The sequence below is a fragment of the Paenibacillus gansuensis genome, assembly GCF_042684925.1.
Lineage (GTDB): Bacteria > Bacillota > Bacilli > Paenibacillales > DY6 > Paenibacillus_N > Paenibacillus_N gansuensis.
This window is the reverse complement of record NZ_JBHUME010000002.1, coordinates 188934-213232: the sequence shown is the minus strand read 5'-3', so window position 1 is coordinate 213232 and position 24299 is coordinate 188934. Positions and strand designations below refer to the sequence as shown.

Annotated in this window: 22 protein-coding genes and 1 riboswitch; of the genes, 17 read left to right on the top strand and 5 right to left on the bottom strand. The window is 50.4% G+C overall.

Going from position 1 to position 24299, the window contains the following annotated elements; all coding sequences use genetic code 11:
* Positions 1-20: 20 nt before the first annotated feature.
* From speB to ACFSUF_RS01125, 13 genes are all read left to right on the top strand, one after another.
* Positions 21-968 (top strand): agmatinase, encoded by a 948-nt coding sequence (gene speB / locus ACFSUF_RS01185; RefSeq protein ID WP_377599292.1) that lies wholly within the window; start codon positions 21-23, stop codon positions 966-968.
* An 81-nt stretch (positions 969-1049) separates the two neighbouring features.
* Positions 1050-3188 (top strand): sigma 54-interacting transcriptional regulator, encoded by a 2139-nt coding sequence (locus ACFSUF_RS01180; RefSeq protein WP_377599290.1) that lies wholly within the window; start codon positions 1050-1052, stop codon positions 3186-3188.
* Complete coding sequence (locus ACFSUF_RS01175; RefSeq protein ID WP_377599289.1) at positions 3172-3399, top strand: biotin/lipoyl-containing protein; 228 nt, start codon at positions 3172-3174, stop codon at positions 3397-3399. The genes ACFSUF_RS01180 and ACFSUF_RS01175 overlap by 17 nt, the downstream gene beginning before the upstream one ends.
* Positions 3400-3632: 233 nt before the next feature.
* A complete protein-coding gene (locus tag ACFSUF_RS01170; RefSeq protein WP_377600199.1) occupies positions 3633-5102 on the top strand; it encodes an aldehyde dehydrogenase family protein in 1470 nt (489 codons plus the stop codon).
* An 18-nt stretch (positions 5103-5120) separates the two neighbouring features.
* Positions 5121-6515, top strand: a complete 1395-nt coding sequence (locus ACFSUF_RS01165; protein ID WP_377599288.1) for a putrescine aminotransferase — start codon at positions 5121-5123, stop codon at positions 6513-6515.
* Between the two features lie 24 nt (positions 6516-6539).
* Positions 6540-7913: a 4-aminobutyrate--2-oxoglutarate transaminase gene (gabT, locus tag ACFSUF_RS01160; RefSeq protein ID WP_377599286.1), complete on the top strand. Its 1374-nt coding sequence runs from the start codon at positions 6540-6542 to the stop codon at positions 7911-7913.
* Between the two features lie 3 nt (positions 7914-7916).
* Positions 7917-9344: an aldehyde dehydrogenase family protein gene (locus tag ACFSUF_RS01155; RefSeq protein ID WP_377599284.1), complete on the top strand. Its 1428-nt coding sequence runs from the start codon at positions 7917-7919 to the stop codon at positions 9342-9344.
* A 71-nt stretch (positions 9345-9415) separates the two neighbouring features.
* Complete coding sequence (locus ACFSUF_RS01150) at positions 9416-10252, top strand: YitT family protein (RefSeq protein WP_377599282.1); 837 nt, start codon at positions 9416-9418, stop codon at positions 10250-10252.
* Positions 10253-10319: 67 nt separating this feature from the next.
* On the top strand, positions 10320-11108 hold the full coding sequence (locus tag ACFSUF_RS01145) for a prolipoprotein diacylglyceryl transferase (RefSeq protein ID WP_377599281.1): 789 nt from the start codon (positions 10320-10322) through the stop codon (positions 11106-11108).
* Complete coding sequence (locus tag ACFSUF_RS01140; protein WP_377599279.1) at positions 11098-12498, top strand: radical SAM protein; 1401 nt, start codon at positions 11098-11100, stop codon at positions 12496-12498. Before ACFSUF_RS01145 ends, ACFSUF_RS01140 begins: the two co-directional genes overlap by 11 nt.
* 33 nt (positions 12499-12531) lie before the next feature.
* A complete protein-coding gene (locus ACFSUF_RS01135) occupies positions 12532-12897 on the top strand; it encodes a hypothetical protein (protein WP_377599277.1) in 366 nt (121 codons plus the stop codon).
* Positions 12898-12914: 17 nt separating this feature from the next.
* Positions 12915-13169, top strand: coding sequence for a hypothetical protein (locus ACFSUF_RS01130; RefSeq protein WP_377599275.1), 255 nt, complete (start codon positions 12915-12917; stop codon positions 13167-13169).
* A gap of 189 nt (positions 13170-13358) precedes the next feature.
* A complete protein-coding gene (locus ACFSUF_RS01125; protein ID WP_377599274.1) occupies positions 13359-13820 on the top strand; it encodes an SRPBCC family protein in 462 nt (153 codons plus the stop codon).
* A 67-nt stretch (positions 13821-13887) separates the two neighbouring features.
* Here the strand turns inward: ACFSUF_RS01125 and ACFSUF_RS01120 are convergent, their stop codons facing one another.
* Positions 13888-14835: an alpha/beta fold hydrolase gene (locus ACFSUF_RS01120; protein WP_377599272.1), complete on the bottom strand. Its 948-nt coding sequence runs from the start codon at positions 14833-14835 to the stop codon at positions 13888-13890.
* Positions 14836-15296: 461 nt separating this feature from the next.
* Positions 15297-15929, bottom strand: coding sequence for a hypothetical protein (locus tag ACFSUF_RS01115; RefSeq protein WP_377599271.1), 633 nt, complete (start codon positions 15927-15929; stop codon positions 15297-15299).
* A 161-nt stretch (positions 15930-16090) separates the two neighbouring features.
* Here ACFSUF_RS01115 and ACFSUF_RS01110 point away from each other — a divergent pair, with 161 nt between their 5' ends.
* A complete protein-coding gene (locus tag ACFSUF_RS01110) occupies positions 16091-18454 on the top strand; it encodes a UvrD-helicase domain-containing protein (protein ID WP_377599269.1) in 2364 nt (787 codons plus the stop codon).
* Positions 18455-18550: 96 nt separating this feature from the next.
* Positions 18551-18698, top strand: a riboswitch (cyclic di-AMP (ydaO/yuaA leader).
* Between the two features lies 1 nt (position 18699).
* Positions 18700-19494: a C40 family peptidase gene (locus ACFSUF_RS01105; RefSeq protein WP_377599267.1), complete on the top strand. Its 795-nt coding sequence runs from the start codon at positions 18700-18702 to the stop codon at positions 19492-19494.
* A 787-nt stretch (positions 19495-20281) separates the two neighbouring features.
* Here the strand turns inward: ACFSUF_RS01105 and ACFSUF_RS01100 are convergent.
* Positions 20282-20371: a putative holin-like toxin gene (locus tag ACFSUF_RS01100; RefSeq protein ID WP_377599265.1), complete on the bottom strand. Its 90-nt coding sequence runs from the start codon at positions 20369-20371 to the stop codon at positions 20282-20284.
* A gap of 184 nt (positions 20372-20555) precedes the next feature.
* On the opposite strand from ACFSUF_RS01100, the gene ACFSUF_RS01095 reads away from it, so the two are divergent.
* Positions 20556-21482, top strand: coding sequence for an alpha/beta hydrolase (locus ACFSUF_RS01095; RefSeq protein ID WP_377599263.1), 927 nt, complete (start codon positions 20556-20558; stop codon positions 21480-21482).
* A gap of 55 nt (positions 21483-21537) precedes the next feature.
* On the opposite strand, the gene ACFSUF_RS01090 is transcribed toward ACFSUF_RS01095, so the two are convergent.
* A complete protein-coding gene (locus ACFSUF_RS01090; RefSeq protein WP_377599261.1) occupies positions 21538-22476 on the bottom strand; it encodes a hypothetical protein in 939 nt (312 codons plus the stop codon).
* A 58-nt stretch (positions 22477-22534) separates the two neighbouring features.
* Positions 22535-22972 (bottom strand): DUF2621 domain-containing protein, encoded by a 438-nt coding sequence (locus ACFSUF_RS01085; protein WP_377599259.1) that lies wholly within the window; start codon positions 22970-22972, stop codon positions 22535-22537.
* 159 nt (positions 22973-23131) lie between these two features.
* Here ACFSUF_RS01085 and ACFSUF_RS01080 point away from each other — a divergent pair, with 159 nt between their 5' ends.
* Positions 23132-24259, top strand: coding sequence for a deoxyribonuclease IV (locus tag ACFSUF_RS01080; protein ID WP_377599257.1), 1128 nt, complete (start codon positions 23132-23134; stop codon positions 24257-24259).
* The last annotated feature ends 40 nt before the right edge of the window (positions 24260-24299 follow it).

Here is a 24299-nt window from a genome sequence, read left to right as displayed (position 1 = left end):
GGAATCGGAGGAGCATATTCATGCAATATCCTTTAACGCCGGATGTGAAGCCGGAGTTCTGTACGACAGGCTCCTTTATGCGGCTGCCTGCAGCACGGGAAGGGGCTCGAATAGCGATCATCGGAATGCCGTTTGATACAGCGGCGTCTTTTCGGGTAGGCGCTCGTTTCGCCCCTCAGGCGATCCGCCAAGGGTCGATGCTCTTGTTTCCTTATCATCCCATTCACCAGGTATACCCCTTTGAGGATGCCAAAGCCATTGATGTAGGGGATGTGTCGGTCATTCCGCATAATATTCACCGCAGTTATGAGTTGATGGAGGCCAGCGTTGCGGAATTGATTGCGGAAGGCATCATCCCGATCGGTCTTGGCGGCGATCACTCCATAACCTTGTCCACGCTGCGTGCCCTGGCTAAGAAGTACGGGCCAGTAGCTTTAATCCAATTCGATTCCCATACGGACACATGGGATACTTATTATGAGGAGAAATACTGGCACGGATCGACGTTCATTCGTGCCTATGAGGAAGGGCTAGTCATACCGGATCAAGTGTTTCAAGTAGGAATCCGCGGTACTCTTAATCATCCGGGAGATGTGGATGCCAGTTATGAATTGGGCTACAACTTGATTACTACGCAAGAAATCCGCCGCCGCGGACTTGAAGAGGTCATCCTGCAAATCAAAGAGAAGATTGGAGATACCCCTTGTTTTCTCAGTTTTGATATCGACTTTGTCGATCCCGCTTTTGCGCCTGGTACCGGAACCCCCGAGGTGGGCGGATTCACCAGCTCAGAGACGTTAGATTTAGTGCGGAGCCTCAGCGGTCTTAACTATGTCGGATTTGATGTGGTGGAAGTCCTCCCGGGGTATGATCCTTCTCAGGTGACGTCGCTTCTGGCAGCCACACTGGTTCATGAATTTGCGGCTCACATCGCCCTGAACTTGAAGACAACGAAACATAGCAAGTAATACGACTGAGGAAAACCATTCATGCATGGTATCCTATGCGGTATACTTAAGGCAATCAGGCAAACAGGAGGAAAAGAAAGCATGTCTACGAAATGGTTTGGCAGAACCGTCTACACCGTTACTTTCAATTCCACGGCGGAAGAAGTCTGGACGCTGATGTCCCGTTGCAATGAGCCTTATGTGTTTGTTGAGGATATTCACCAGAAGGGGAAATTGGCTGCTTACATCCGAAACACGGATATGATGCCTTATGTAAATCAAGAGGAATGGATGGCCCGTAAAGTTTCTGCCTTGCCCTATCAAACTCGTTTGACGTCCCTGCAGCACGGCGCGGATATGTTGGATTTCTTTAAATTGTTCGGGGAAGAACTTGTCGTGCTTGAATCGGACACGGGTATGCAGAGCAGTTATCTTCGACGTGAGGACATTCTGTATTTTCTGCTCACCGAACAGTCGACCGGATCGGATTGGATCCGGTCGCTGCTGCACTCTATTCCTATGGGAATCATAATTGCCGACCTGCACGGCAGAATCGAGAACTTCAGCTCCGAGACGCTTCGGATGATCCGATTTGAGCCGGATGAACTGCGTAAAGAGCATGCCGGAGAGCTGTTGGACCGGGAAATATTCGATAAGGTTATCTTGAACGGCGAGGTCATCTTAAATCATATTATCGTCAATGAACGGATTGGCGTTCTGGCGGATTTCGGACCGATCCGCAACAGCCACGGCCATGTTACCGGGGTTATCATAGTTCTGCAGGATCTGCCCTATATCGAGGGTATGGCTATGGAATTGGAATATGTAAAGAACCTCAACATGGACTTGCAGGCGATCCTGTCGTCTATTTACGACGAGATTCTTGTAGTGGACGATCAGGGCATCCTGCTGCGCTACAGCGGCAAGCTCATTACCGACTTTTGGGAGTTCCAGCATGGGCCGGTGATCGGCACCAACCTAATGGAGCATGAGCGGGAAGGCAGCTTTTTTACTTCGATAGTGAAAATGGTCATTGAACGCAAGCGCAAAGTCTCGGTAACTCAGGAAAGCCGCTCGGGCAAGAACGTCTTGGCCGTCGGCAATCCGGTGTATGACGAAACAGGTAAGATGGAACGCATCGTCATCGCTTTGAGGGACATTACGGAAACGGTGCTTTTAAAAGAGGAATTGCGCCATGCAAAGAAAATGTCCGAGCGGTATAAAAAGGAACTGGACCATCTGCGGGATCAGAAAAGCTATAACGGCCACCGGCAAGTTATATATGTCAGCGACAAGATTGACAAAGTAATGAGATATATCCAAAAAGTAGCGAATGTCTCTTCTACAGTTCTGCTGACGGGAGAATCCGGTGTAGGCAAAGAGGTGTTCGCCCGCTGTATCTCGGAAGCCGGGCCGCGCAGCAGCAAGCCATTCGTTAAAGTAAACTGCGGGGCTATTCCCGAAGCATTGCTTGAAAGCGAATTGTTCGGTTACGTGAAAGGGGCTTTTACCGGCGCAAACGCATCGGGTAAGCCGGGTTACTTTCAGATGGCGAACAAAGGGATACTGTTTCTGGATGAGATTGGCGAGCTGCCGCTGAATTTGCAAGTGAAACTGCTGCGCGCGCTTCAAGAGAGGGAGATTGTCCCCGTGGGCAGCACAGAGGTAGTGACGATCGACGTACAGATCATTGCCGCTACGAATAAAGATTTGGAGAAGATGGTCGAAGACGGAACCTTTCGGGAAGATTTATTCTACCGGCTGAATGTGATACCGATTCAAATTCCAGCTTTGCGTGAGCGGCCCGAGGATATTCCCTTGTTAAGCCTGCACTTTCTTCAGAAATTTAATGAGAAATATGAACGTAACAATCAATTATCCCAAGACGCGTTGGACGTTCTGGAGTCCTATTCATGGCCGGGCAACGTGCGCGAGCTGCAGAACATTATCGAACGGGTTTCCGTAACCACAGATGAAGAGCTCATTGAAGCTTCTCAGATCACACCTTTGTTAAAGAGAGGGAAGTCGTCCGGCGCTCCGATCAAAGACCGTCAAGTGCTTCCGTTAAAAAAGGCAATGAAAGCACTGGAAGAACAGCTGATTAAAGCTGCTATGGAAGAGTACAAGACCACTTCCATGGCGGCAAAAGTGCTGGGCGTAAGCCAGTCTACCATCAGCCGCAAATACCAAGAGATGATGGAACGGGAAGGGAGGGGAGAGGAGATTGGACTTACGGTATAATGTAATCGCACCGTTTGCCGGGATTATCGAGCGGATCTATGTGAAACAAGGGGAATCGGTGGAACTAGGGGCCGTGTTGTTCGCCCTTCAAGCAGAGGGCATTACCCACCACATTGTCGCCCCGGTCGGGGGAGAGGCCGAACAACTGGAGGTTTCGGCGGGCGACTCCGTCATTGCAGGCATGTTCCTCACCCATATTAAAGAGCAATAAGGAGAAGCCGCTTTCCAACCATGGAAGGCGGCTTTTATTCATAACGGCATGGTTCCCAACAGACAAGGAATCTGCTTTCGGAGTAGTTATGCAGAATTGCATAACAATTGCACTGCAGCATAAATTACACTGCGCGAAGCCAGATTCTGCCTGATTTTCGTGATTATGCAGCACTGGCACGAACTTTGCTACTACTTACCATGAACCTTCAAACAGGGAGTGTGAGGCAGTTGATGAATCTGAGCATGTTCATAAATGGAACATGGGTCCAGGCGCTGGACGGCAGACAGAGGGAAGTTCGAAACCCGGCAACCGGAGAAGTGATTGCGTATGCTGCGGAGGGAAGTGCGGAAGACGCCAAGCTTGCGATTCAGGCCGCAAGGGCAGCCTTCGATTCCGGAGTCTGGTGTGATCTTCCTGCGGCGGTGCGCGCAGCTTATTTATTCGACATTGCCGGGAAATTAGATGAACGGGCGGAAGAACTTTCCGTACTGGAGACCCTGGATAACGGGAAACCGCTTCGTGAAACGAAGATTGACCTGTCTGATGCTGCTGCGTGCTTCAGGTATTATGCAGGGCTGATTACCAAGCCTTCAGGCCAGACTTACGAAGTAGCCGACCCCGTCCAAACGATCGTAGTCCACGAACCTGTCGGTGTCTGCGGCCTGATTGTTCCCTGGAATTATCCGCTGCTAATGGCCGTCTGGAAACTGGCTCCCGCTCTGGCTGCGGGGAATACAGTCGTATTCAAGCCTTCCGAAATGACCCCTGTGACCGCAGTGAAATTGTTTGAAATATTCGAACAAGCAGGCCTGCCTCCAGGGACGGCAAATCTGGTCATGGGAGCGGGGGCTGCCGTGGGGCATGAATTGGCCGAAAGCCAATTCGTCGACAAGGTCTCCTTCACCGGGGGGACCGTGACCGGACGCAGCATTATGAGGGCCGCAGCCGGGAACATCAAGAAGATTTCTCTGGAGCTGGGGGGCAAGTCGCCAAATATCGTGTTTGAGGATTCGGATCTGGAGTTGGCAGTCGATTATGCGCTTTTCGCCATCTTTGCCAATCAGGGCCAAGTATGCTCGGCAGGCTCCCGGCTTCTTTTGCAAGAGAACATACATGATGCTTTTATAGAGCGCCTTGCAGAAAGGGCAAGGGCTATCAAAGTAGGTCCCGGCCTGTCCGAAGGGACAGAGATGGGGCCTCTGGTCAGCGAGATGCATATGGAGAAAGTGCTGGGTTACATCCGGCAAGGTCAGGAAGAAGGGGCAAAGCTCGTATGCGGCGGAAACCGTCTTACTGAAGAAGGTCTCGGCAGCGGTTATTTTGTTGAACCGACCATATTTACAGATACAACACCTTCGATGAGCATAGTCCGTGAGGAAATTTTTGGGCCGGTACTGGTAATTCAGACATTTACTGACGAGGCAGATGCGATTCGCGTAGCCAATGATTCACCTTACGGGCTGGCTGCAGGGGTGTTTACGAACGACGGCGCAAAGGCGCTTAGAGTGATCAAGAAAGTAAGGGCGGGCATCACCTGGATTAACACCTACCACAACACGTACAATGAAGCTCCATGGGGCGGTTACAAGCAAAGCGGCATAGGCCGGGGCCTTGGTACTTTCGGTCTGCAAGAGTTCCAAGAAGTAAAGCAAATCAACATCAATTTAGACGTTCAGCCGATCGGCTGGTTTGAACAATAAACATCTGGAGGCGTCGCCATGACAACGGAAACTCATCAAGCATCCCAGGGTAGAAATCATATCACGGGAAAGTACTCCGACATATTTAAATACACCAACAAGGTATTGGACTTGATTGAAAAAGAAGACATTTCGCAGGAAGAAGCGGCCTGGATTACGAAAGAAACGGTCAACAATTTCAGGGATCATGTCAATCCGGGTTTTCTCGCCTACCGGAAGTCCGTCACCTTAGATGGCCAGTTTGCAGCGGTAGAATGGAAGGATTCCGGGCCGAATTGCTTTATGGATGTCAACGGTAAAGAGTATATTGATTGCTTAGGGGGGTTCGGCATTTACAACGTCGGCCACCGCCATCCGAAAGTGGTCAAGGCGGTAACGAACCAGTTGAACCGTCAAGCTCTGCACAGCCAGGACCTATTGGATCCGCTCCGGGCCATTCTTGCGAAGATTGTGGCGGATATTACACCTGGGGATCTGAAGTATGCTTTCTTCGCCAACAGCGGCACGGAAACGGTGGAAGCAGCTCTAAAGCTTGCCAAAATGTATAGTAACCGCACAACGTTTATTGCAACGACCCGCGCGTTTCACGGCAAAAGCTTAGGCTCCCTGTCCGGTACGGCCAAAGGGGTGTTCCGCAAGCCGTTTTTGCCTATGATCCCGGGTTTCAAGCATGTCCATTTCGGGGATATCGAGATGATGCGCAAAACGATGGAAGCCTGCGCGATGGTAGGCGAAGAGGTGGCAGGCGTGCTGGTTGAACCGATCCAGGGCGAGGGCGGCGTTATTCTGCCTCCGGACGGGTACCTGAAACAGCTCCGTGAACTGTGCGATGAATTTGGCGCGCTGCTTATTTTTGATGAAGTACAGACCGGTATGGGGCGCACAGGCAAAATGTTCTGCTGTGAACACTATGATGTGGTTCCTGACATCATGTGTCTTGCTAAAGCGTTCGGAGGAGGAATTATGCCGGCCGGTGCGGTGATCGCAACTGAGGAAGTGTTCAAAAGCTTCTTCCCGAACCCGTTTATGCATACGACAACGTTCGGCGGGAATCCGCTGGCATGCGCGGCCGCGATCGCTACTTTTAACGTTCTGATTGAAGAAAACCTGCCTGCCCGTGCGGCCGAGTTAGGGGACTACATGATGAAGGGACTGCGTGAAGCGGCCGTCGGTTATGAGGATAAAGTTCTGGAAATCCGCGGAAAAGGGCTGTTAATCGGCATTGAATTTGCCACGGATGAAATTGGTTATGAGGTTTCCAAGGGATTGTTCGACAATGGCGTCCTTGTAGCAGGTACTTTAATTAACGCCAAGACGATCCGGATTGAACCGCCGTTAACCATTACGTATGAACAGGCCGACCGGGTCATCGCTGAATTTAGAGCTGTGTTGGGCACGATCAGTTTGAGCTAATTATGCAGGAAGGGGGCATAGCAGATGTCAGCATACCCAAGGAAATATGTTTCAGTAAAAGATACCTTTCCGGGGCCCAAGGCCAGGGAGTTAATGCAGCGCAGAGATCGGTATGTGCCGCGGGGGGTGGGGAATAACACCCCTGTTTTCGCGGAGAGGGCGGAAGGCGCATTGATTTATGACGTAGACGGAAATGTATTCCTGGATTTCGCCGGAGCTATCGGGACATTGAATGTGGGGCATGCTCCGGCTGAAGTCGTAACGGCCATCAAGGATCAAGCGGAGAGATTCATTCACACTTGCTTCCATGTGGCTATGTATGAACCATACGTGCAGCTTGCCGAAAAGCTGGCGGAGCTGACTCCCGGCACATTTTCCAAAAAAACTATGTTTCTGAACAGCGGTGCCGAAGCCGTAGAAAATGCAGTGAAAATTGCACGAAAGTATACTGGAAAAAGCGGGATTGTCTCCTTTACAAGAGGTTTTCACGGACGCACCTTGATGGGCATGTCGCTCACGAGTAAGGTGAAACCATATAAATTCGGAATGGGGCCGTTTGCTCCGGCAACGTATAAAGCGCCTTTCCCTTATCCGTTTCAGAAACCGTTATCCATGAGCGAGCAGGAATATGCGGATTTTTGCCTCAGACAGTTTGAGGACTTCCTATACACAGAGGCGGCTCCGGAGGAAATCGCGGCTGTGATCATGGAACCCGTGCAGGGGGAGGGAGGTTTTATCGTCCCGCCTGTTTCTTATGTACAAGGAATCTATGATCTGTGCCGTAAACACGGCATACTGTTTATTGCGGATGAAATCCAGACCGGTTTCGGCCGTACGGGAACGATGTTTGCAAGCACTCGCTTCGGCATTGAGCCGGATCTGATTACAATGTCCAAATCCATAGCAGCAGGCGTCCCCATTAGCGCAGTCACCGGCAGGGCGGAGATTATGGATTCGCCTGCGCCGGGGGAAATCGGCGGCACCTACGGCGGAAGCCCGTTGGGCTGCGCGGCTGCCCTCGCCGTGATTGAGAAGATGGAGAGGGAGAACTTAGCTGAACGTGCCCAAGCGATTGGACAGCAGATCTGCGGGTATTTTACCGCTTTGCGGGGGCAGGTCCCGGAGATTGCGGACATTCGCGGACTAGGCGCCATGTGCGCAGTAGAGTTTGTGGAGCCTGGCAGCGGGAAGCCATGTAAAGAACTAATTGCGGCGTTAACGAAAGCTTGCTGTGCTTCAGGCGTGATCGTGCTGAGCGCGGGGGTACACGGCAATGTGCTGCGGTTTCTGACACCGCTCGTTATCACCGATGAGCAGTTGGCGGAGGGCCTTTCTATTATTGGAGAAAACTTGATACAGCTTACCCGAGCGGAGGCCAAATCATCGATTGGAGTATAAACCATGAGAAAACATTTATTTATAGGCGGCGAGTGGAAAGAAGCCAAGAGCTACAGCGATCTGTTGTCTCCGTACACAGGAGAGCGAATCGCGGCAATCGGTCAGGCGGATGAGCAAGATGTTGACGATGCCATTACAGCCGCCCGGGAAGCGGCAGCTGTTATGCGCCGCCTGCCCGCTCATGAACGGGCAGCCATTCTCGAGCGGGCAGCCGCGATTATGGAGCGGCGTAAGGAAGAGCTGGCTTTGCTGCTGGCTTCGGAAGCAGCAAAGCCTGTCAAGACCGGACGTACCGAGATCGCCCGGACGATTCAGACTTATAAGTTCGCCGCCGAAGAGGCGAAACGCATTCATGGCGAGACGGTGCCGCTCGACGCGGCACCGGGAGGCGAAGGCCGGCTTGCATTCACGCAGCGCAAGCCGATCGGTGTGGTAGGGGCGATTACCCCCTTTAACTTCCCGTTTAACTTGGTGGCTCACAAAGTGGGGCCTGCGCTGGCGGCAGGGAATACGGTTGTTCTGAAGCCGGCTGGCCAGACCCCTTTGAGCGCCTTGGCGCTGGGTGAAATCTTCTCGGAGGCCGGGTTGCCCGCCGGGGCATTGAACGTTATCCCGGGCAAAGGAGCCATAGTAGGCGAGAAGCTCGTAAGGGATGACCGGATCGCAGCGATCACTTTTACGGGCAGCCCTGAAGTGGGCATTGCGATGAAGAGCAAAGCGGGCCTGAAACGGGTCACCTTAGAGCTCGGCTCGAACTCGGCTCTAATGATTGATGAATCCGCGGAAATAACGGATGAGTTGATAGGGCGTTGCGTAACAGGGGCGTTCTCGTTCAGCGGCCAGGTTTGTATCTCAATACAGCGGATTTACGTGCAGGAAACCAGGTACGAAGAGTTTACGAGCAAATTTGTTGCAGCAACGGAACAACTGAGGACCGGGAATCCACTGGATGAGGACACGGATATATCTGCCTTGATTTCACCGAAAGAGGCCGATCGCATCTCGGAATGGGTAGAGGCTGCAGTAATCGAGGGAGCGGTTGTTATGTGCGGCGGCAGGAAGTTAGAGGATGGGGTATACTTACCGACAGTGCTCACGAACGTGGCGCCGTCCTCCTCTGTGTCTTGCCAAGAAGTCTTCGGTCCCGTCGTTACCGTCCAGCCGTTCAACGAAATAGCGGAGGCGATCGATGCGGTAAATCATTCCCGTTTCGGGTTGCAGGCAGGCATTTACACCAACAATCTGCAAACTGCTTTGCGGGCCGCGGAGGAAATAGAGGTTGGCGGCGTCATGATTAATGATATCCCTACATTTCGTGTGGATCAAATGCCTTACGGCGGTGTGAAGGACAGCGGTATCGGACGGGAAGGCGTAAAATATGCCGTTGAAGAGATGACGGAGTTGAAACTGATTAGTGTCAAAATGTTATAATAACGCTTATGCAGGCCGGATATTAGTTCGGCCTGCTTCCGTTATTTCTGAAGAGGAGCAGAGTGTAGAACATGAATCAACCCTTTAAATGGAGCAACATCGCAGGCATCATTCTCGGTTCGGCCATTCTCAGCTTTGGCATGAACTATTTTAATATTGCCAACGGCTTAGCGGAAGGCGGTATTGCTGGCGTTTCACTTTTGCTTAAATACGTAACCGGCTGGAGCCCGGCATGGACCAGTTTAGTCATGAATATCCCGCTGCTGTTCCTAGGGTGGAAAATGCTAGGGAGAACCAGCTTACTTTATACCATTACCGGAATGATTTCCGTTTCATTGTTTCTTTGGCTATTCTCGGAATTCGCTCTGCCGATGGATGATTCTCTATTGGCTTCTTTGTATGCCGGAGGCGTTGTGGGGCTTGGATTTGGAATTGTGTTCCGTTTTGAGGGCATGACAGAGGGAACCGACATCATTGCCAGGCTAATGCAGAAGCATTATGGATGGAGCATAGCCCAGACCATTTTTCTGCTGGACTTCGTTATATTGCTCTTTTCCCTATTATTTCTGGACCTGAACCGGACCATGTACACGCTTGTAGCGCTGCTTGTCGGAGCCCGGGTGATCGATTTCATTTTGGAAGGAAGTGACGGAGCAAAAGCCGCTTTCATCATTACGGAAAAGCCGCGGGAAACGGCAGAGGCCATAATGACGGAAATGAACCGTGGAATTACTTATTTGGAAGGGAAGGGAGGATTCTCCGGCCAACCGAGAGAAGTTATTTATTGTATTGTCAGCCGCAAAGAAACCATTCGTCTCAAGAAAATTGTCAGCCGTGAAGACCCGCTAGCCTTTGTAACCTTTAGCGATGTGAAAGAAGTGGTCGGGAACGGTTTTCCACGGGTGTGAAACTAGAGGCAATCTAAACGCAGACGTTCCGTTTCAATAGAGCTTGAAACCTTAAAAGGAGGACCTCATGACGTTTCCTGTACTACTGGATCTGGGGTTTGTCCGCCTGCATCCTCATTTTGTGTTTGAGTCGCTCGCTTACTTTATAGGATTCCGCTTGTATTTATATACGCGAGATAAATCCAGCCATCCGCCACTGGCCGGCATGTGGGTGCTGGTAGGCGCCATCCTGGGAGGAGCGCTTGGCTCGAAGCTGCTCTACTGGCTGGAGGATCCGGGCGAGACACTGAGCAGGTGGAATGATTATACATATGTAATGGGCGGCAAGACGATTGTCGGCGGGCTGCTGGGCGGGCTGATCGGCGTGGAATGGACAAAAAAACGCGTAGGCATCACACGCTCGACAGGTGACGATATGGCTGTACCGCTGTGCGTCGGCATAGCCCTCGGACGAATAGGCTGCTTCCTGACCGGGTTGGAGGACCACACATATGGTAAGGCTACGGCCTGGTGGACAGGGATCGACTTTGGAGACGGCATCTTGAGACATCCTACGCAGCTTTACGAAATCGCTTTGCTTATGGCGCTGGGATGCGTCCTCTTCGTACTTCGTCGCCAATCCCGTCAAGGCCGTCTGATGCTGCCGAATGGAGCCCTGTTCCAAATGTTTATGTTCAGTTATCTGTTGTTCCGTTTTTTCATAGATTTTATCAAGCCGGTCCCGCATGTTTACGGGGGACTAAATAATATTCAGCTGGCCTGCCTGGCAGGACTGATCTATTACGCCAATTTGCTGCGCCAATGGAACCGGCGATTGGCGAGCACCCGAGAGGAGCCTTCCATTTATGCCGACTAACCGTCCTTATTTGTTTTACGAATTGACTAACAGCATCTGCTCTACTTGCCTCCGCAAAGTGGAAGCGAAAGTCGTGATCGAGGACAACCGGGTGTACCTGATGAAACGATGCCTGACGCACGGGCCCGAAAAAGTACTTATCTCCACGGACGCCGAATACTATAAGCGCTGCCGGGAGTTCATCAAGCCGTCCGAAATGCCGCTGCATTGGAATACTCCTATTAAATACGGCTGCCCTTATGACTGCGGGCTGTGCCCGGATCATGAGCAGCACAGCTGCCTTACCTTAATTGAGGTCACCGACGTATGCAATCTGCAATGTCCGATCTGTTACGCTGAGTCCTCGCCCAAAAGGGAAACCTGGCGGACCATGGAACAAATCGAAGCCATGCTGGATGCTGTGGTGCGTAATGAAGGAGAACCGGATGTGGTACAGATCAGCGGCGGGGAGCCGACGATTCATCCGCAGTTCTGGGACATTCTTGATGCCGCCAAGGCGCGTCCGATCAAACATGTAATGATCAACACGAACGGGATCCGAATTGCCCAAGACCGGGAGTTTGCGCGGCGTTTGGCTGAATATATGCCTAATTTTGAAATTTACCTGCAGTTCGACAGCTTCGAGAAAGAGGCCCTCATGGAACTCCGGGGAGCCGACCTCCGGGATATACGCCGAAAGGCGATCGAGCATTTGAACGAGTTTAATATATCGACTACCTTGGTAGTTACACTAAAAAAAGGCCTGAACGATTCCGAGATCGGCCGGATCATTCAATACGGGTTAGAGCAGCGCGCCGTGCGCGGGGTAACCTTCCAACCGATCCAGGCCGCCGGCCGGGTAGAGGAGTACGATCCTTCGACAGACCGGCTCACTCTGTCCGAGGTGCGGCAGTCGATCATCGATCAGTCCGGCGTCTTTGAAGCCGAGGATATGATTCCGGTGCCTTGCCACCCCGACGCATTAGCGATGGGCTATGCATTGAAGCTGGGCGGACAGGTGATCCCGTTGACGGGGATGATCGATCCGGAGATTTTGCTGGAAGGCGGGCGCAACACGATCGTTTTCGAGCAGGATTCGGCTGTCCGGGACCGGATTTTCGAGTTGTTCTCTACAGCGCATTCGCCGGAATCCTCTTCGCTTTCGCTGAAGAACCTTCTGTGCTGCCTGCCGATGGCCGCCGTTCCAGAGCATATCGGGTACGACAATGTGTTCCGGGTACTGATTATGCAGTTCCTGGACAGCTACAACTTTGATGTGCGTTCCGTGAAAAAGTCCTGCGTTCATATCGCTCACCCGGACGGGCGGATTATTCCTTTTGACACTTATAATTTGTTCTATCGCGGAGATCTGGAGAAAACAGTGCTGGAACCTCTGCGGCAAGAAGTGTAAGAGCATAGCCGATTCCAAAGAGGGGGAACAGGTATGAGCGAAGAACGGCAAAGCCCGGAAGAACAAAGCGGGTTACATGATAGTGCAAAACAAAACAACGATGGAGGAACTCCCAAACCTGGAACTTACGTAAGCAGCGAGACCGGCGGACCTGTCAAACCCAAAGGGAGCATCATGAAGGGGATAGGGATCCTCACGCTTTTGCATTTGGTGCTGCTTGTGTTTCCTATCGCCTATTTTGCCATTGGGATCGTACAAATTGTTTATGTCATTCCTGCGGTCATCTTCTTCCGCAAAGAACAGCCGACCCAACAGGGGATTCTGATTGGCGCGGGGATCACGTTCCTGCTGAACGCGGCTTGTTTCGGGATCGTACTTGGCGGGGCGGGTTATTTGTAAGTGAAGGTCCGGTGTAAATGAAAAATAAAAGGTTCGTGCTTATCCTGCTGTTTGCTTCTATTTTTCTGGTGAGCGGTTTAGTAACGATGTATTTATTCTGGGCGGACCAAAAGGGTTCAGCTATCGGCGCTTGCCTGTTCATATCATTGATTTCCCTCGGACTCACATTAGGAAATGTAGTGGTTTACGCCGGAAAGCCCGGCTACCGCATCGGCTTGACAGTGCTTCTTATTCTGTATACTCTGCTCATCTACGATCAGGTGACGAATTAGCAGCAAAGAATATATCATTACCTCTCGTCAGTGGACTGGCCGGCATATTTTGTTTAAAGTGCCGATTCATATGAAGCTGCAGTCGGAGGTAATCTATGAATACTCGTCTTGAGTTTTCTTGATTTGACTCATATCGCGTATAGTTTAGCGGCGGGTAACCCTGAAGTTTAATGAGAGGAGTTTTTAACCATGGTCACTTTCATCAACGAACCTGTAGTAAAAGCGGAAATGTTAATTAGAAGACCGGTACAGGAAGTATTTGATGCTTTTATCAACCCGGAGATTACCACGAAGTTCTGGTTTACCAAAAGCAGCGGAAGGCTGGAGACCGGTAAAACCATTCGCTGGGACTGGGAAATGTATGGCGTGGGGGATGACATTTTGGTCAAAGAGATCCACGATCAGAAGCGAATACTGATAGAATCCTCCTATGGCGGTACCACCGAATGGATCTTCCATGAGCGCGGACCGGATGAAACTTATGTCAGCATCATCAATAAAGGCTTTACCGGCAGCGGTGATGAGATGGTTAGTGCGGCTATAGACTCTATGGGCGGTTATACCATGGTTTTATGCGGACTCAAAGCTCTGCTAGAGTACAATGTGATTCTGAATCTGGTAGCGGATAAGGCGCCGGATGCGCATGTGTAACTTGCACGAAGTAAATAAAGCAGCAATCCCCGCCTCACGGCTTGGATTGCTGCTTTTTGTTACTCGATTAGCGCTGTACGAATTTCAGCAATTCTTTGTTGAACTTATCCTTCTCATCAAAGTTGATGCCGTGGCCGCTTTTCTCAAAAGGAACCAGTGTGGAGTTTTTGATCGCTTTATGCGCAGCTTCAGCCATGTAGAACGGCACCGCGTGATCTTCTACGCCGTGCAGGATTAGCGTAGGCACTTTAATTTTAGGCAGATCTTTAGCGAAATCAGCGTCGCGCAATGCTTTCAAGCTGGAAATCGTTGCGTTAGCATCGGCGTCGATCATAATTTGATCGAACCATTGTCTGAACTGAGGGGACTTCTCGCTGTAGAAGAAGCCGTCTGTCAACCCTCTGATCGTTCCAGGCCTGTCCGTGCTGAATTTCTCTAACAGCGCGTCAACCTCCGCTTTTTTAAGGTTGTTCGGGAATTCAGGGCTTTCCGTCCATCTTGGAACCGGTGCGCCGACCAAAACGAGTTTCTTTACAATGTCTTCTTTATATGTAGCTGTGTAATGCGTCGTGATCATACCGCCCATCGAATATCCTACCAGTGTTACATCTTTCAGGTTCAATTTGTTCAGCACCGTGTGAACGTCTTTCGCCATTGTATCGAAATCGTAACCTTTTAACGGATGGTCGGATTTACCGTAACCTCTAAGGTCGATACCGATGAAGCGCACGCCATGGGACGGCAGGAACGTTTGTTGAGGTTCGAACATTGTGTGGTTCAGCGGCCATCCGTGAACGAATACGACCGGTTTGCCTTTGCCCACATCTTCTACATAAAGCTTAACGCCTTTTTCTACTTCTACATAATGGCCGTTTATCGTGCTTGTCACACCATTGTCTATTTTCGTAGCTTCGGCCTTCTGCGGAATCAAGCCGTTAGCGGTAACCGTACCGATTGCACCGATGCTCAAAGCTAAAGCTGCAACCATAAATTTGTTCGTTAACTGTTTTTTCATTTGTGATTCCTCCTGCAAAATAAGATGAAATAGTTCTAAACAGACGTGATAGCGGGACGAGGGCTGTGGCAGCCAAGTGTACCGCAGGTAATTACGGCGAATGACTTACTTTTTTGTTATTAATCAATCCTCTCCTTTGCAGCAGTTTGACATTTCGTGTTCAACAATGTCTTTCTTCCATTTCAACCGTCCGCTTGATAAGAGGAAGGCAGGATGGAAGATATGAACCGTTAGAATTTATATTATATATAGATATACTATAATTAGGGAATAGTGCTGGAGAAAGATATTTATAGGACTTCATTTAAAGAAAATATAAATAGTGAAAATGATTACCACATATAAAAAGCCTGACTGCCATTGGCAGCCAAGCCTTTTGTGTGAAACAGAACCGCTTCCGGAACCCTTCCTCATGGAACAAGGCCTGCCCGCCGAAACGGCATCAGGCCTAAACGCAATAATCAGGTCCGCTCCTGAAACTCCGCCTCGAACCGTTCCTTCACGGAATCGTTGCTGCCGTAAGTCGAGCTTCTGATTTCTCCATATTCCCGCAGCAATTCGCGGGAAGCATGGAGATTTTCATTATGAACAGCTTCCTCTAGGCGGCCGATAACACGGTAAGTTAAAGCCTGAAACGCATCGGCGAAGGCGGAATCGGTTTCCGCCGCACCGCGGTAATCGAAATAATAGCGCTTGAACTGCTGAATCAGCGTCTCTCCTTCGGAGCCGGTGCCAGCGGTGGCTTCTGGACGTCCGCCAGCATTTTCCATCATGTCCCCGGAGGTATCCTGAAACCGGTTCGCCGCATACATAAGAGCATGAAACGGCCCGCGGACAGGAATGTCGACGAGCTCTGTCGTATTTTTTAAGAAAGTCCCAATCTCTCTAAGCAGCTTCTCTATGTAGGAACGCTCCCAGTCGCTGCCGTTCGCATTTCGGGCATCTGCAAAGTCCATGCCGATATCGGACAATATCGCTTCCAGCGCCCTCAGTTGAAGGTCCTGTTTCGTCGTATCCAGCTCGGATACGATTTTGATTTTCAAATGTTCGTTAAATTCAATATCCAGACGGTTCACATCATGCTTTCCGGTCATGCGCGCATCCTCCTCCTATCGTTCTGTTAGCATGCGGCAGAGCCCCGGGAAGTATACATTTCCATCCAGTAAGGAGAGTATGTTTTTCCAGCCCGTTGCCGGAAGGGAGCCGTTAGGAGTACAATGGAATGCACGTTGTTTAAAAGGTGGTACATACGGACATGACACAACCCGTTTATTATAAAACGCCGCTGGGCTCGACTGTAAAGCAGGTTCCTTTTGCCAGAATTGCGGAGAGTGCCACCAGCAGGGAGCTGGTGAAGGAGGCGGAAACAGACGCCTACTACTTCCGGTCCCTCGAGGAACAAGGAATTTTCCTCAACCGTCCGCAAATCGAAGCGGTACGCCATGGGAAAGGACCTTTATTAACGCTGGCCGGCGCCGGATCTGGCAAAACTTCGGTACTCGTCTGCAGGACAGGCTATTTGCTGACTTTACATAGAGTCGCACCGGAACATATTTTGCTAGTTACGTTTACAAAGAAGGCATCGATGGAAATGCAGGAACGGATTGCCCGCCTTCCGGGTATTTCCCGCGCAATAGCAAGAAGGGTGCAGGCCGGGACGTTTCATGCATTTTTTCTCAAAATCATCCGTCATCAGGGATACAAACAAGAGATTATCGGGGCGGACCGGTATAAACAAATTGTCATCAAAAAGATCCTCCGCGAGATGAATCTCCACGATTCCTATCAGCCGGAAGAGCTGTTGGCACAATTGTCAGCGCACAAAATGAACGGCCTGCGCGTGGACGAGCTGCCGGACAGGACTCCGGAGCAGCGGGAAATGAATGCTGTTTTTGCTAAATACGAGGCATGGAAGCGGCAGTATGAGAAAATCGATTACGACGACATTTTGCTGCTTGCCTATGACTTGCTCAGGGAGAATCGGAGCCTGCTGGAAAGCCTGCAAAGGCGTTTTCAGTATGTCATGGTCGATGAGTTTCAGGATACGAACTTTTTGCAATACGAATTGATCAAAATGATTGTACATCCGCACCGGAACTTGTTCGTGGTAGGGGACGACGATCAGACAATCTACACGTTTAACGGCGCGCGGAGCGAGTTCATACTGGAATTCGAACGGACGTTCCCGGGAGCGCGAACGGTAACGCTGGATATCAATTACCGCTCAACTTCGGGCATTGTGGGTCTGGGCAATGAAGTGATCAGGCGGAACACGAACAGAAAAGTGAAAACGCTGCAGGCTGTGCACAGGAGCGAGTCTACTCCGCACTTTTTTACGCCTGCAACAACAGATGAAGAAGCGGAAACCATTATCGGGCAGATCCAGGCGGATGTTGCCGCGGGGACGTATGCTTACCGGGATATAGCGATTCTGCACCGTACTGCCAGCTGCAGTCGTGCGATGTTCGAGCAGCTTGCCCTTAATAACATTCCGTTTATCCCTTATTCGATGGGGGACCAGATGTTTTACGAGCACTGGATCGTTAAGCCGGTGGTGGACCATTTGCGCCTTGCCGTGCAGCCGCGTCATTTCGACGCGATGGAATCCGCTGTGAACGGGCTGTTTATTGCGAAGGATAAAGCCATGGATTACATTTGGGAACAGGAAAAAAAGCAAAAGAAGAAATATCCCCTGATCCATCTGGAAGCTTTCCCGGAGCTTCGCAGCTTCCAAAAGGATAAAGTAAGAGAGCGGATCAAGCTGATCAAGAGTTTGGCCGCCGTAAAGCCGGTCCAGGCGGTAAAGAAGCTTCGTCTCGACTTTTATGACAAGTTTCTGGAAGCTACGGACCGCCAGGCGGCGACATCGCATAAGGAAACCATTAAGGAAACGCTCGATGAGCTGGAAGCTTCGGCCAAACGGTTTGAGAGCGCAGCAGAGTTCATCGCTTTTATCGACGGTATGATCGAAAAGCATAAGGAGATCGAGACGCTGCAGCAGCACAGCGATGCGGATGCCGTAGCGCTGATGACGATCCACCGTTCCAAAGGGCTGGAGTTTCCGGTCGTCTTTCTGATCGGCGCCTCGGAGGGCATTCTGCCCCATAGCACGGCGCTCGAAGCCGAGAAGCTCAAGGACAAGGTCCCGGCAGGGCCGGCCGCCGCAACGGCCGGGAAGAACACGGCGTCGACCGATGCCGCCGTGGAGGAAGAGCGGCGCTTGGCTTACGTGGCGATCACGAGAGCCAAGCATCAGCTGTACATCTCTTCGCCGGCGTATTACCGCGGCAAGAAAACCGAAGTGTCGCGGTTCCTCCGCGACGCCTTCGGTGGGGCCGCCCGCCAAGCGGGCACCGCAGCCGCTGGGACGGCTGCGCGGGAAGTGCGTCCCGTGCCGAAGCCGGGACGCATGCAAAGCCCCGCCGGAGCGGCCGGCGGGGTGACGACCACGGAGACGGTGCTGGCATGGGTCTGTACGGACCCAAATTGCAGCGCGTGGTCGAAGATTATAACGTACGAGGATGCGCACGTTGACGCCAAGGTTTGTCCTCTTTGCGGAGACACCATGGCCAAAGGGTCCAAACAGGTACAGAAACAGATCCAGCCAAAGTTTTATTAAACTTACCAATATTTGTCGAACGGTGTTCAATAATTGGTCACAAAATGAGATTGTAACCTTATTGTAACCCTTTACAACGATATGCTATCATGTACAAAAATCAAATTGCCGAATCCGGTTTCAGCATAAGGACCGGTACGGGGGACGATTCACATGGGGTGAAGGCTTGCCTAGATTGCGAGCACAGGGAGAACCTCTTTCCCGAACCCGACAACTAACCTCGGAGGCTACAGGAGGAAACCGTTTTGAAACTTTTTTACAGAAGTCTTGTTTTATCATGCGCAGCGGCAGGTTCCGTTCTTTTGGCACCGGTACTGACTCATGCAGCGGTGCATGTTCAGGTCAACGACAGCCTGGTGAAATTCCAGAGCGATGAGAAACCGTATCTTTATGAAGAAAGGGTCCAAATCCCACTCCGGTCCGTATCCGAAGAACTTGGTTTTGACGTAAAATGGGAAAGCAACGGGAAAGTAAAGCTGACCGACGGCACCAAAGTTATTTCACTGACCGATTCGGAAGCAGCGGTATCCGCGAAAGGAAGAACATTCGTACCTTTGCGGTTCGTGTCGGAAGAACTGGGAATAAACGTTGAATGGCACGGTAACTCGAATCTTGCACTGGTAGAGGAAGACGGCCAAAATCATGCGCCTGCGCTCCAGGTGAAAGCGGCACGGTTTTCCTTCGGGAAAGAGGATCTTGTCTTAAAGTCCGCTCGAAGTTATCTCGGTGTACCTTACCGTTGGGGCGGAACGACAACAGCCGGTTTCGACTGTTCCGGATTTATCAATTACATATTCGAGAAGCACGGTATCTCTTTACCGAGAACCTCGTCGCAAATGTTTCATAACTCCGGCACGCATACGAATCAGCTGCAGCCTGCAGATCTTGTCTTCTTCGGCAGCGGGTCCAAAGTTTCCCATGTAGGTATCTACATCGGTGATAACAAATTTATCTCCGCTACCAATGACGGAGTCGATATCGCCAGCATGGGAAGCAGCTACTGGGCACCGAAATATCTCGGAGCAAAACGGGTATTATAACATTCTTTCATCCTATTAGACGTGGACTGTCCCATCGGTTCACGTCTTTTTCTTGCTATTTTGTCCGGAATAATGTATAGTTATTAGCTGTAGGTCATTTTTACCTCTATACTTATATAACCCAACTACGGCGTTATATAAACCTCAATGTAACACAACCCCTTTCATTTCAATCCTTTTATAACAGATCTCACGAATTTGTATTGGTGTTTTTCGGTTGCTTTTATGCAACGGCACGAGAAATGCAGGCTAATTCACACTGGCGCGGCCACGGAGTCGCAAGGATGGAAGAGAGGCAGGGCTTTCATTGTTTTAGAAGCACAAAGTGATAAAAGCAATCCAACTAGAGCTGCAACAACCAGAAGAGGCAGGAATAACCCATCTTGTCCGGCACCTTAAGGATCGGAATGAGCATAAGAATGTTGATGCCATGATCAGTGCAAGAATGCAGGGGTTCGATTACATGCTCGGAGGGCACGCTTTACACAAGCGGCCGGGAACGAGTTGACCATATAGCTGTGACCTACCGAAAGCTCCCGCCCGGGAGCTTTCTTTCTTTTTGGACTCCATAGAAAATGTGTTTTTATGAATTGAAATGACGACACTTTGCATGCTAAGATGAACTAGATATTGTTTCCAGTTGAAGTACTAAATCGGCACCCAAGGAAATAAAATTAGAGTCAGGTGGGGAGACCTAACTCTAAATACAGCGGCTGGATCCGGCGTGGAGGCGCTCTCAAGTTCAGAATCGCAAATCCGGGCGGATGCGTAAAACGACGAAAGAGGATTACTTTCTTTTCTCGATGTAAGTTAGCAACGTTAGAATAAACATTCCGAACGCAAACATAACTGTAATCGCCTGGAAAGAATCCATCATGGATGTTCCTCCTTTCATGTGCTTGAGAGGAACCCCAGCCCTAGATCAGCCGTTGTATTTCCATTATATGGGCCCCTATGAGAGAATATCAGAGTCTTAAGGACTTTTATTTGAAAGTTCTTTTTTTGCTTTATTCGACAAATATCCTGCTTGTTATACAAAACTAATGTAAGGTTGGGCTAATATGACAGCAATTTGGATTCTGCTATGTATACTAGTGTTGCTTTGTGCGGTCGGCTGGTACTTCTCTTCGCGTATTGTGCATATCGCCGTGGTACCTCACGAGGAAATTTGGAAGAATGAGCTTGCGGCCGGCAGGTTTAACAAAGAGAAGTATGAGCAGGCTGAGAAAGAGTCCGTTCTGATCGATTCTCCGTTCGGCTATAAGCTTCACGGTTATTTTCTTCCGCATGGACAGTCCCGCAAAACGGTAATTGTTGTGCATGGGGTAACTATGTCTACTAACGCTTCAATCAAATATGCGGAGCTTTTCTTAAAGAGAGGCTTTAACGTGCTGATGTATGATCACAGAAGGCATGGGCAAAGCGGAGGATCTACCACTACTTACGGCTATTATGAAAAGCATGACCTGAAAGCATGGACGGCCTGGGTTCGGGACCGTTACGGTCCACATTGCGAGATCGGCATCATCGGAGAGTCAATGGGGGCCGCTACCGCTTTGCAATATGCAGCCATGGATCCGGACACGGCCTTTTTTATCATTGATTGCCCATATTCGGATTTCAGGGCACAACTGGCCTACAGGCTTAAGGTGGAGTTCAAGCTTCCGCCGTTTCCTCTTCTGGGACTAGCCAACCTGTTTGTATGGCTGCGATCGGGAATGAGTTTCGGCAAAGTGCTGCCGATCCGGGATATTGCGGGTGTTCACACTCCAATGCTGTTTATCACGGGCGAGAACGATACATACATTCCTCCGCAGATGACCAAGGACCTTTATGAGGCGAAACCAGGGTTCAAGAAATTGTACATGGCACCCAATAGCGATCACGCTGAAGCGCTGGCCAACAACCGCGAGGAGTATGACCGTGTTGTAGGGGAGTTTATTGAAGCTGTAGAGCTGTCCCGCAACCAGGAGCGGGGGGCCATATAAAAAACATCCGCCCGGCAATCCGGGCGGATGGTTCTCTTTTCCACATTATCTTATCTTACTTCAACTGCATCGTTCCGATCATAGCCCAAACGGACGGGCCAACGCCCTCGCCGGCTTCGCCCTGCGGAATGTTCATGGTGAATTTAAACCATTGTCCGTCTACGGGCAGGACGAAAACATTCTTCGTCAGCTTAGCATCCCCGGCATGCAGGAAAAATTTAGAATCTTTAGCGGCTTCCGTCAGATTCTCTGTTCTCATTTCCTGCACATTGCCGAGCTCACTTAATTCTTCCTCCGCATTTTTGCGGATAACTGTGAAATCAGGCTGATCCCCCAATTGCTCGATCCGGGTAAAATATGTATCGTTCTTAACCGGATATAACAGATCGCGTCCAGGCTCCTCGGAAGTCAGCGTATATCCGGGCAGCGTATACATGAAATAACCCGAGGCGCTTTCCGCCAGTTTCCCTGTATGGGTTTCCTTCATGCCCTCAAGCTCCATCGTAATTTCCTTGGCAGCAGGAAGAGGTTTCTTCACTCCGGTATCTGCAGATGCGTTACTCTGCGTTATCTGAGTGATAACGAGCTGTTTCACTTCGGTGCCGTCTTCCATCTTGGTCGTCAGCTCATAGTACTGGTATTCCACAGATTCTTTCTCTTTTAATTTCTTCACGGTATCCTGAACGCTCTCGTCCAGCTGGAATGCCTGGGGAACGCCGTCCATATCGATCTCGATCGTGTGGTTATCAATGGCTCCGTTAAATGTTCCTTTAGCGGAAACAGGATCCGATTTCGTCTCTGACGGCGTACTCGGTTCCGGAGCCGGTTCGTTCTGTTGATTTTGTTGATTTCCCTGGTTTTGCTGATTCTGTTCGTTAGCGGTATCCGCGGGCGGACTGGCGGCAGGCTCTTTGCTGCAAGCTGCCAGAGATACGGCCAGCACCCCGACCATCATCATGTGCATGCTGAGTTTCATCGCGTCTTTACGTTTCATGTTGGATACACCTCCATCTCTTTTAACGAAGCAGCAGGAGTAAAGGTTCCAAAAAAGATTACCTGTTCAATAGATGCTCATAAGGTTTGTAATCAATCTGATTGCTCTTGAGGAACTTCATTAAACTGCGGTAATCCCGCTTAGGGGTTGCAATGATATATCCCTCAATGCAGTGGTCTCGGGTTACTTCGGATGCTCCGCTGTCCAGCGCCACTTTCCCGATTTGGGCTGCAATGGAATGTTTGGCAATATCGCGGAACGCTTTGGGGACCGGTTCAACGAGCTGTTCAAGGAACGCCTTGGAATCTTCAGTCCACAGATGCCTGCTGGAGTCTACATAATGATTTTGCCAGTCCAGCTTGGACTTTCCGTCTTCTTGCGGCAGTACCTTCATAAACTTGCGGAACATGAAGTACCCGCCGATGGACATGAAGAACAGGAGCACAAACACCCAAAAAAGAATAAACACCATAAAACCGTCATTCGGCTGATTCATATAAGGATATTCACCCCGGCAGAGAAGTTTGAAAACTAGCGGAATATCCGCTGTGTATTCTCGAATTATACCTTATTCCTAGATTTATTTCGACATTCCCTGTAAAATAGATAGGGTTAACGCTAGTGTTATAAGTTGATAAAGGGGTGCATATCGGGCATGTTAAAAATCGGATCTCACGTTTCCATGGGACCTAAAGGTTTATTGTCAGCCGCAAATGAAGCGATCGCTTACGGAGCAAGCACCTTCATGATATATACAGGAGCGCCGCAGAATACGCGCCGCAAGAAGATCGAAGACTTATTTATTGAAGAAGGCCGTTCCTTGATGGAGGAGCACGGCATTGACGAGATCGTGGTTCATGCGCCTTATATTATTAACTTGGGATCTTATAAGGATGATACTTATGAATTGGCGGTAAACTTCCTGAAAGAAGAAATTCGCCGGACTGCGAAGATCGGCGTAAAGAACATTGTCCTTCATCCGGGGGCCTATACGGATAAAGATGCGGAATATGGCATTCAGCGGATTGCCGAAGGGCTAACCGAGGTTCTAGAAGGAACCTCCGAATGCGACGTCAATATCGCATTGGAGACAATGGCGGGAAAAGGTACGGAGATCGGCCGCAGTTTCGAGGAAATCGCAGCTATTATCGGGAAGGTCGAGGACAACAAACGATTGACGGTTTGTCTGGATACTTGCCATATTCACGATGCAGGCTATGACATTGTGAACGATCTGGACGGTGTTCTGGAAGAGTTCGACCGGATTATCGGTCTTGACCGCCTGGCTGTCGTGCATTTGAACGACAGCAAGAATCCGCGCGGCGCAGGCAAAGACCGTCATGCTCCGGTGGGAGCGGGAATGATCGGCTTCGAAGCGATGCACCGGATCGTACACCATGAGAAGATCCGCCATCTGCCGATGATTCTGGAGACGCCTTGGATCGGTAAAGAAGACAAGATGGAGCGCCCTATGTACGAAGCTGAAATCTCTCTGCTTCGCGGAAATGTCTCCGAACGTTTCGGGGAAGAATTTGCGTCTGATGTGGACAAGCTAAACAGTTACTTTGAAGGAATTGGCATCGACCACCGCACGTTTATTCTTGAAACTTGGGATCACTTGAAGCAGGATGCCAAAAACCGCAAAGCGGATCCGCGGGAACCGATGGAGCGCTTGTATGATATGGTGCTGGAAGGCGAGCTGTTCCCTGAATTGACGGAAGAGCAGATCAACCACCGCCTTACCGCTTGGTTTGCCGGTAAGGAAGCTTTGGCGGCAGTGTAAAGTATGGTGCAACTTTGCAAGTAGATATAGATTCGGAGGC

What these genes read in the sequence shown, in the direction of transcription:
- ACFSUF_RS01115 (WP_377599271.1), bottom strand. Translation starts at nt 15,929, where the DNA reads ATGACCGGAAAGCATGATGTGAACCGTCTGGATATTGAATTTAACGAA.
- ACFSUF_RS01170 (WP_377600199.1), top strand. Translation starts at nt 3,633, where the DNA reads ATGAATCTGAGCATGTTCATAAATGGAACATGGGTCCAGGCGCTGGAC.
- ACFSUF_RS01155 (WP_377599284.1), top strand. Translation starts at nt 7,917, where the DNA reads ATGAGAAAACATTTATTTATAGGCGGCGAGTGGAAAGAAGCCAAGAGC.
- ACFSUF_RS01135 (WP_377599277.1), top strand. Translation starts at nt 12,532, where the DNA reads ATGAGCGAAGAACGGCAAAGCCCGGAAGAACAAAGCGGGTTACATGAT.
- ACFSUF_RS01110 (WP_377599269.1), top strand. Translation starts at nt 16,091, where the DNA reads ATGACACAACCCGTTTATTATAAAACGCCGCTGGGCTCGACTGTAAAG.
- speB (WP_377599292.1), top strand. Translation starts at nt 21, where the DNA reads ATGCAATATCCTTTAACGCCGGATGTGAAGCCGGAGTTCTGTACGACA.
- ACFSUF_RS01085 (WP_377599259.1), bottom strand. Translation starts at nt 22,972, where the DNA reads ATGAATCAGCCGAATGACGGTTTTATGGTGTTTATTCTTTTTTGGGTG.
- ACFSUF_RS01125 (WP_377599274.1), top strand. Translation starts at nt 13,359, where the DNA reads ATGGTCACTTTCATCAACGAACCTGTAGTAAAAGCGGAAATGTTAATT.
- ACFSUF_RS01140 (WP_377599279.1), top strand. Translation starts at nt 11,098, where the DNA reads ATGCCGACTAACCGTCCTTATTTGTTTTACGAATTGACTAACAGCATC.
- ACFSUF_RS01095 (WP_377599263.1), top strand. Translation starts at nt 20,556, where the DNA reads ATGACAGCAATTTGGATTCTGCTATGTATACTAGTGTTGCTTTGTGCG.
- ACFSUF_RS01150 (WP_377599282.1), top strand. Translation starts at nt 9,416, where the DNA reads ATGAATCAACCCTTTAAATGGAGCAACATCGCAGGCATCATTCTCGGT.
- ACFSUF_RS01130 (WP_377599275.1), top strand. Translation starts at nt 12,915, where the DNA reads ATGAAAAATAAAAGGTTCGTGCTTATCCTGCTGTTTGCTTCTATTTTT.
- ACFSUF_RS01090 (WP_377599261.1), bottom strand. Translation starts at nt 22,476, where the DNA reads ATGAAACGTAAAGACGCGATGAAACTCAGCATGCACATGATGATGGTC.
- gabT (WP_377599286.1), top strand. Translation starts at nt 6,540, where the DNA reads ATGTCAGCATACCCAAGGAAATATGTTTCAGTAAAAGATACCTTTCCG.
- ACFSUF_RS01165 (WP_377599288.1), top strand. Translation starts at nt 5,121, where the DNA reads ATGACAACGGAAACTCATCAAGCATCCCAGGGTAGAAATCATATCACG.
- ACFSUF_RS01145 (WP_377599281.1), top strand. Translation starts at nt 10,320, where the DNA reads ATGACGTTTCCTGTACTACTGGATCTGGGGTTTGTCCGCCTGCATCCT.
- ACFSUF_RS01080 (WP_377599257.1), top strand. Translation starts at nt 23,132, where the DNA reads ATGTTAAAAATCGGATCTCACGTTTCCATGGGACCTAAAGGTTTATTG.
- ACFSUF_RS01120 (WP_377599272.1), bottom strand. Translation starts at nt 14,835, where the DNA reads ATGAAAAAACAGTTAACGAACAAATTTATGGTTGCAGCTTTAGCTTTG.
- ACFSUF_RS01100 (WP_377599265.1), bottom strand. Translation starts at nt 20,371, where the DNA reads ATGATGGATTCTTTCCAGGCGATTACAGTTATGTTTGCGTTCGGAATG.
- ACFSUF_RS01180 (WP_377599290.1), top strand. Translation starts at nt 1,050, where the DNA reads ATGTCTACGAAATGGTTTGGCAGAACCGTCTACACCGTTACTTTCAAT.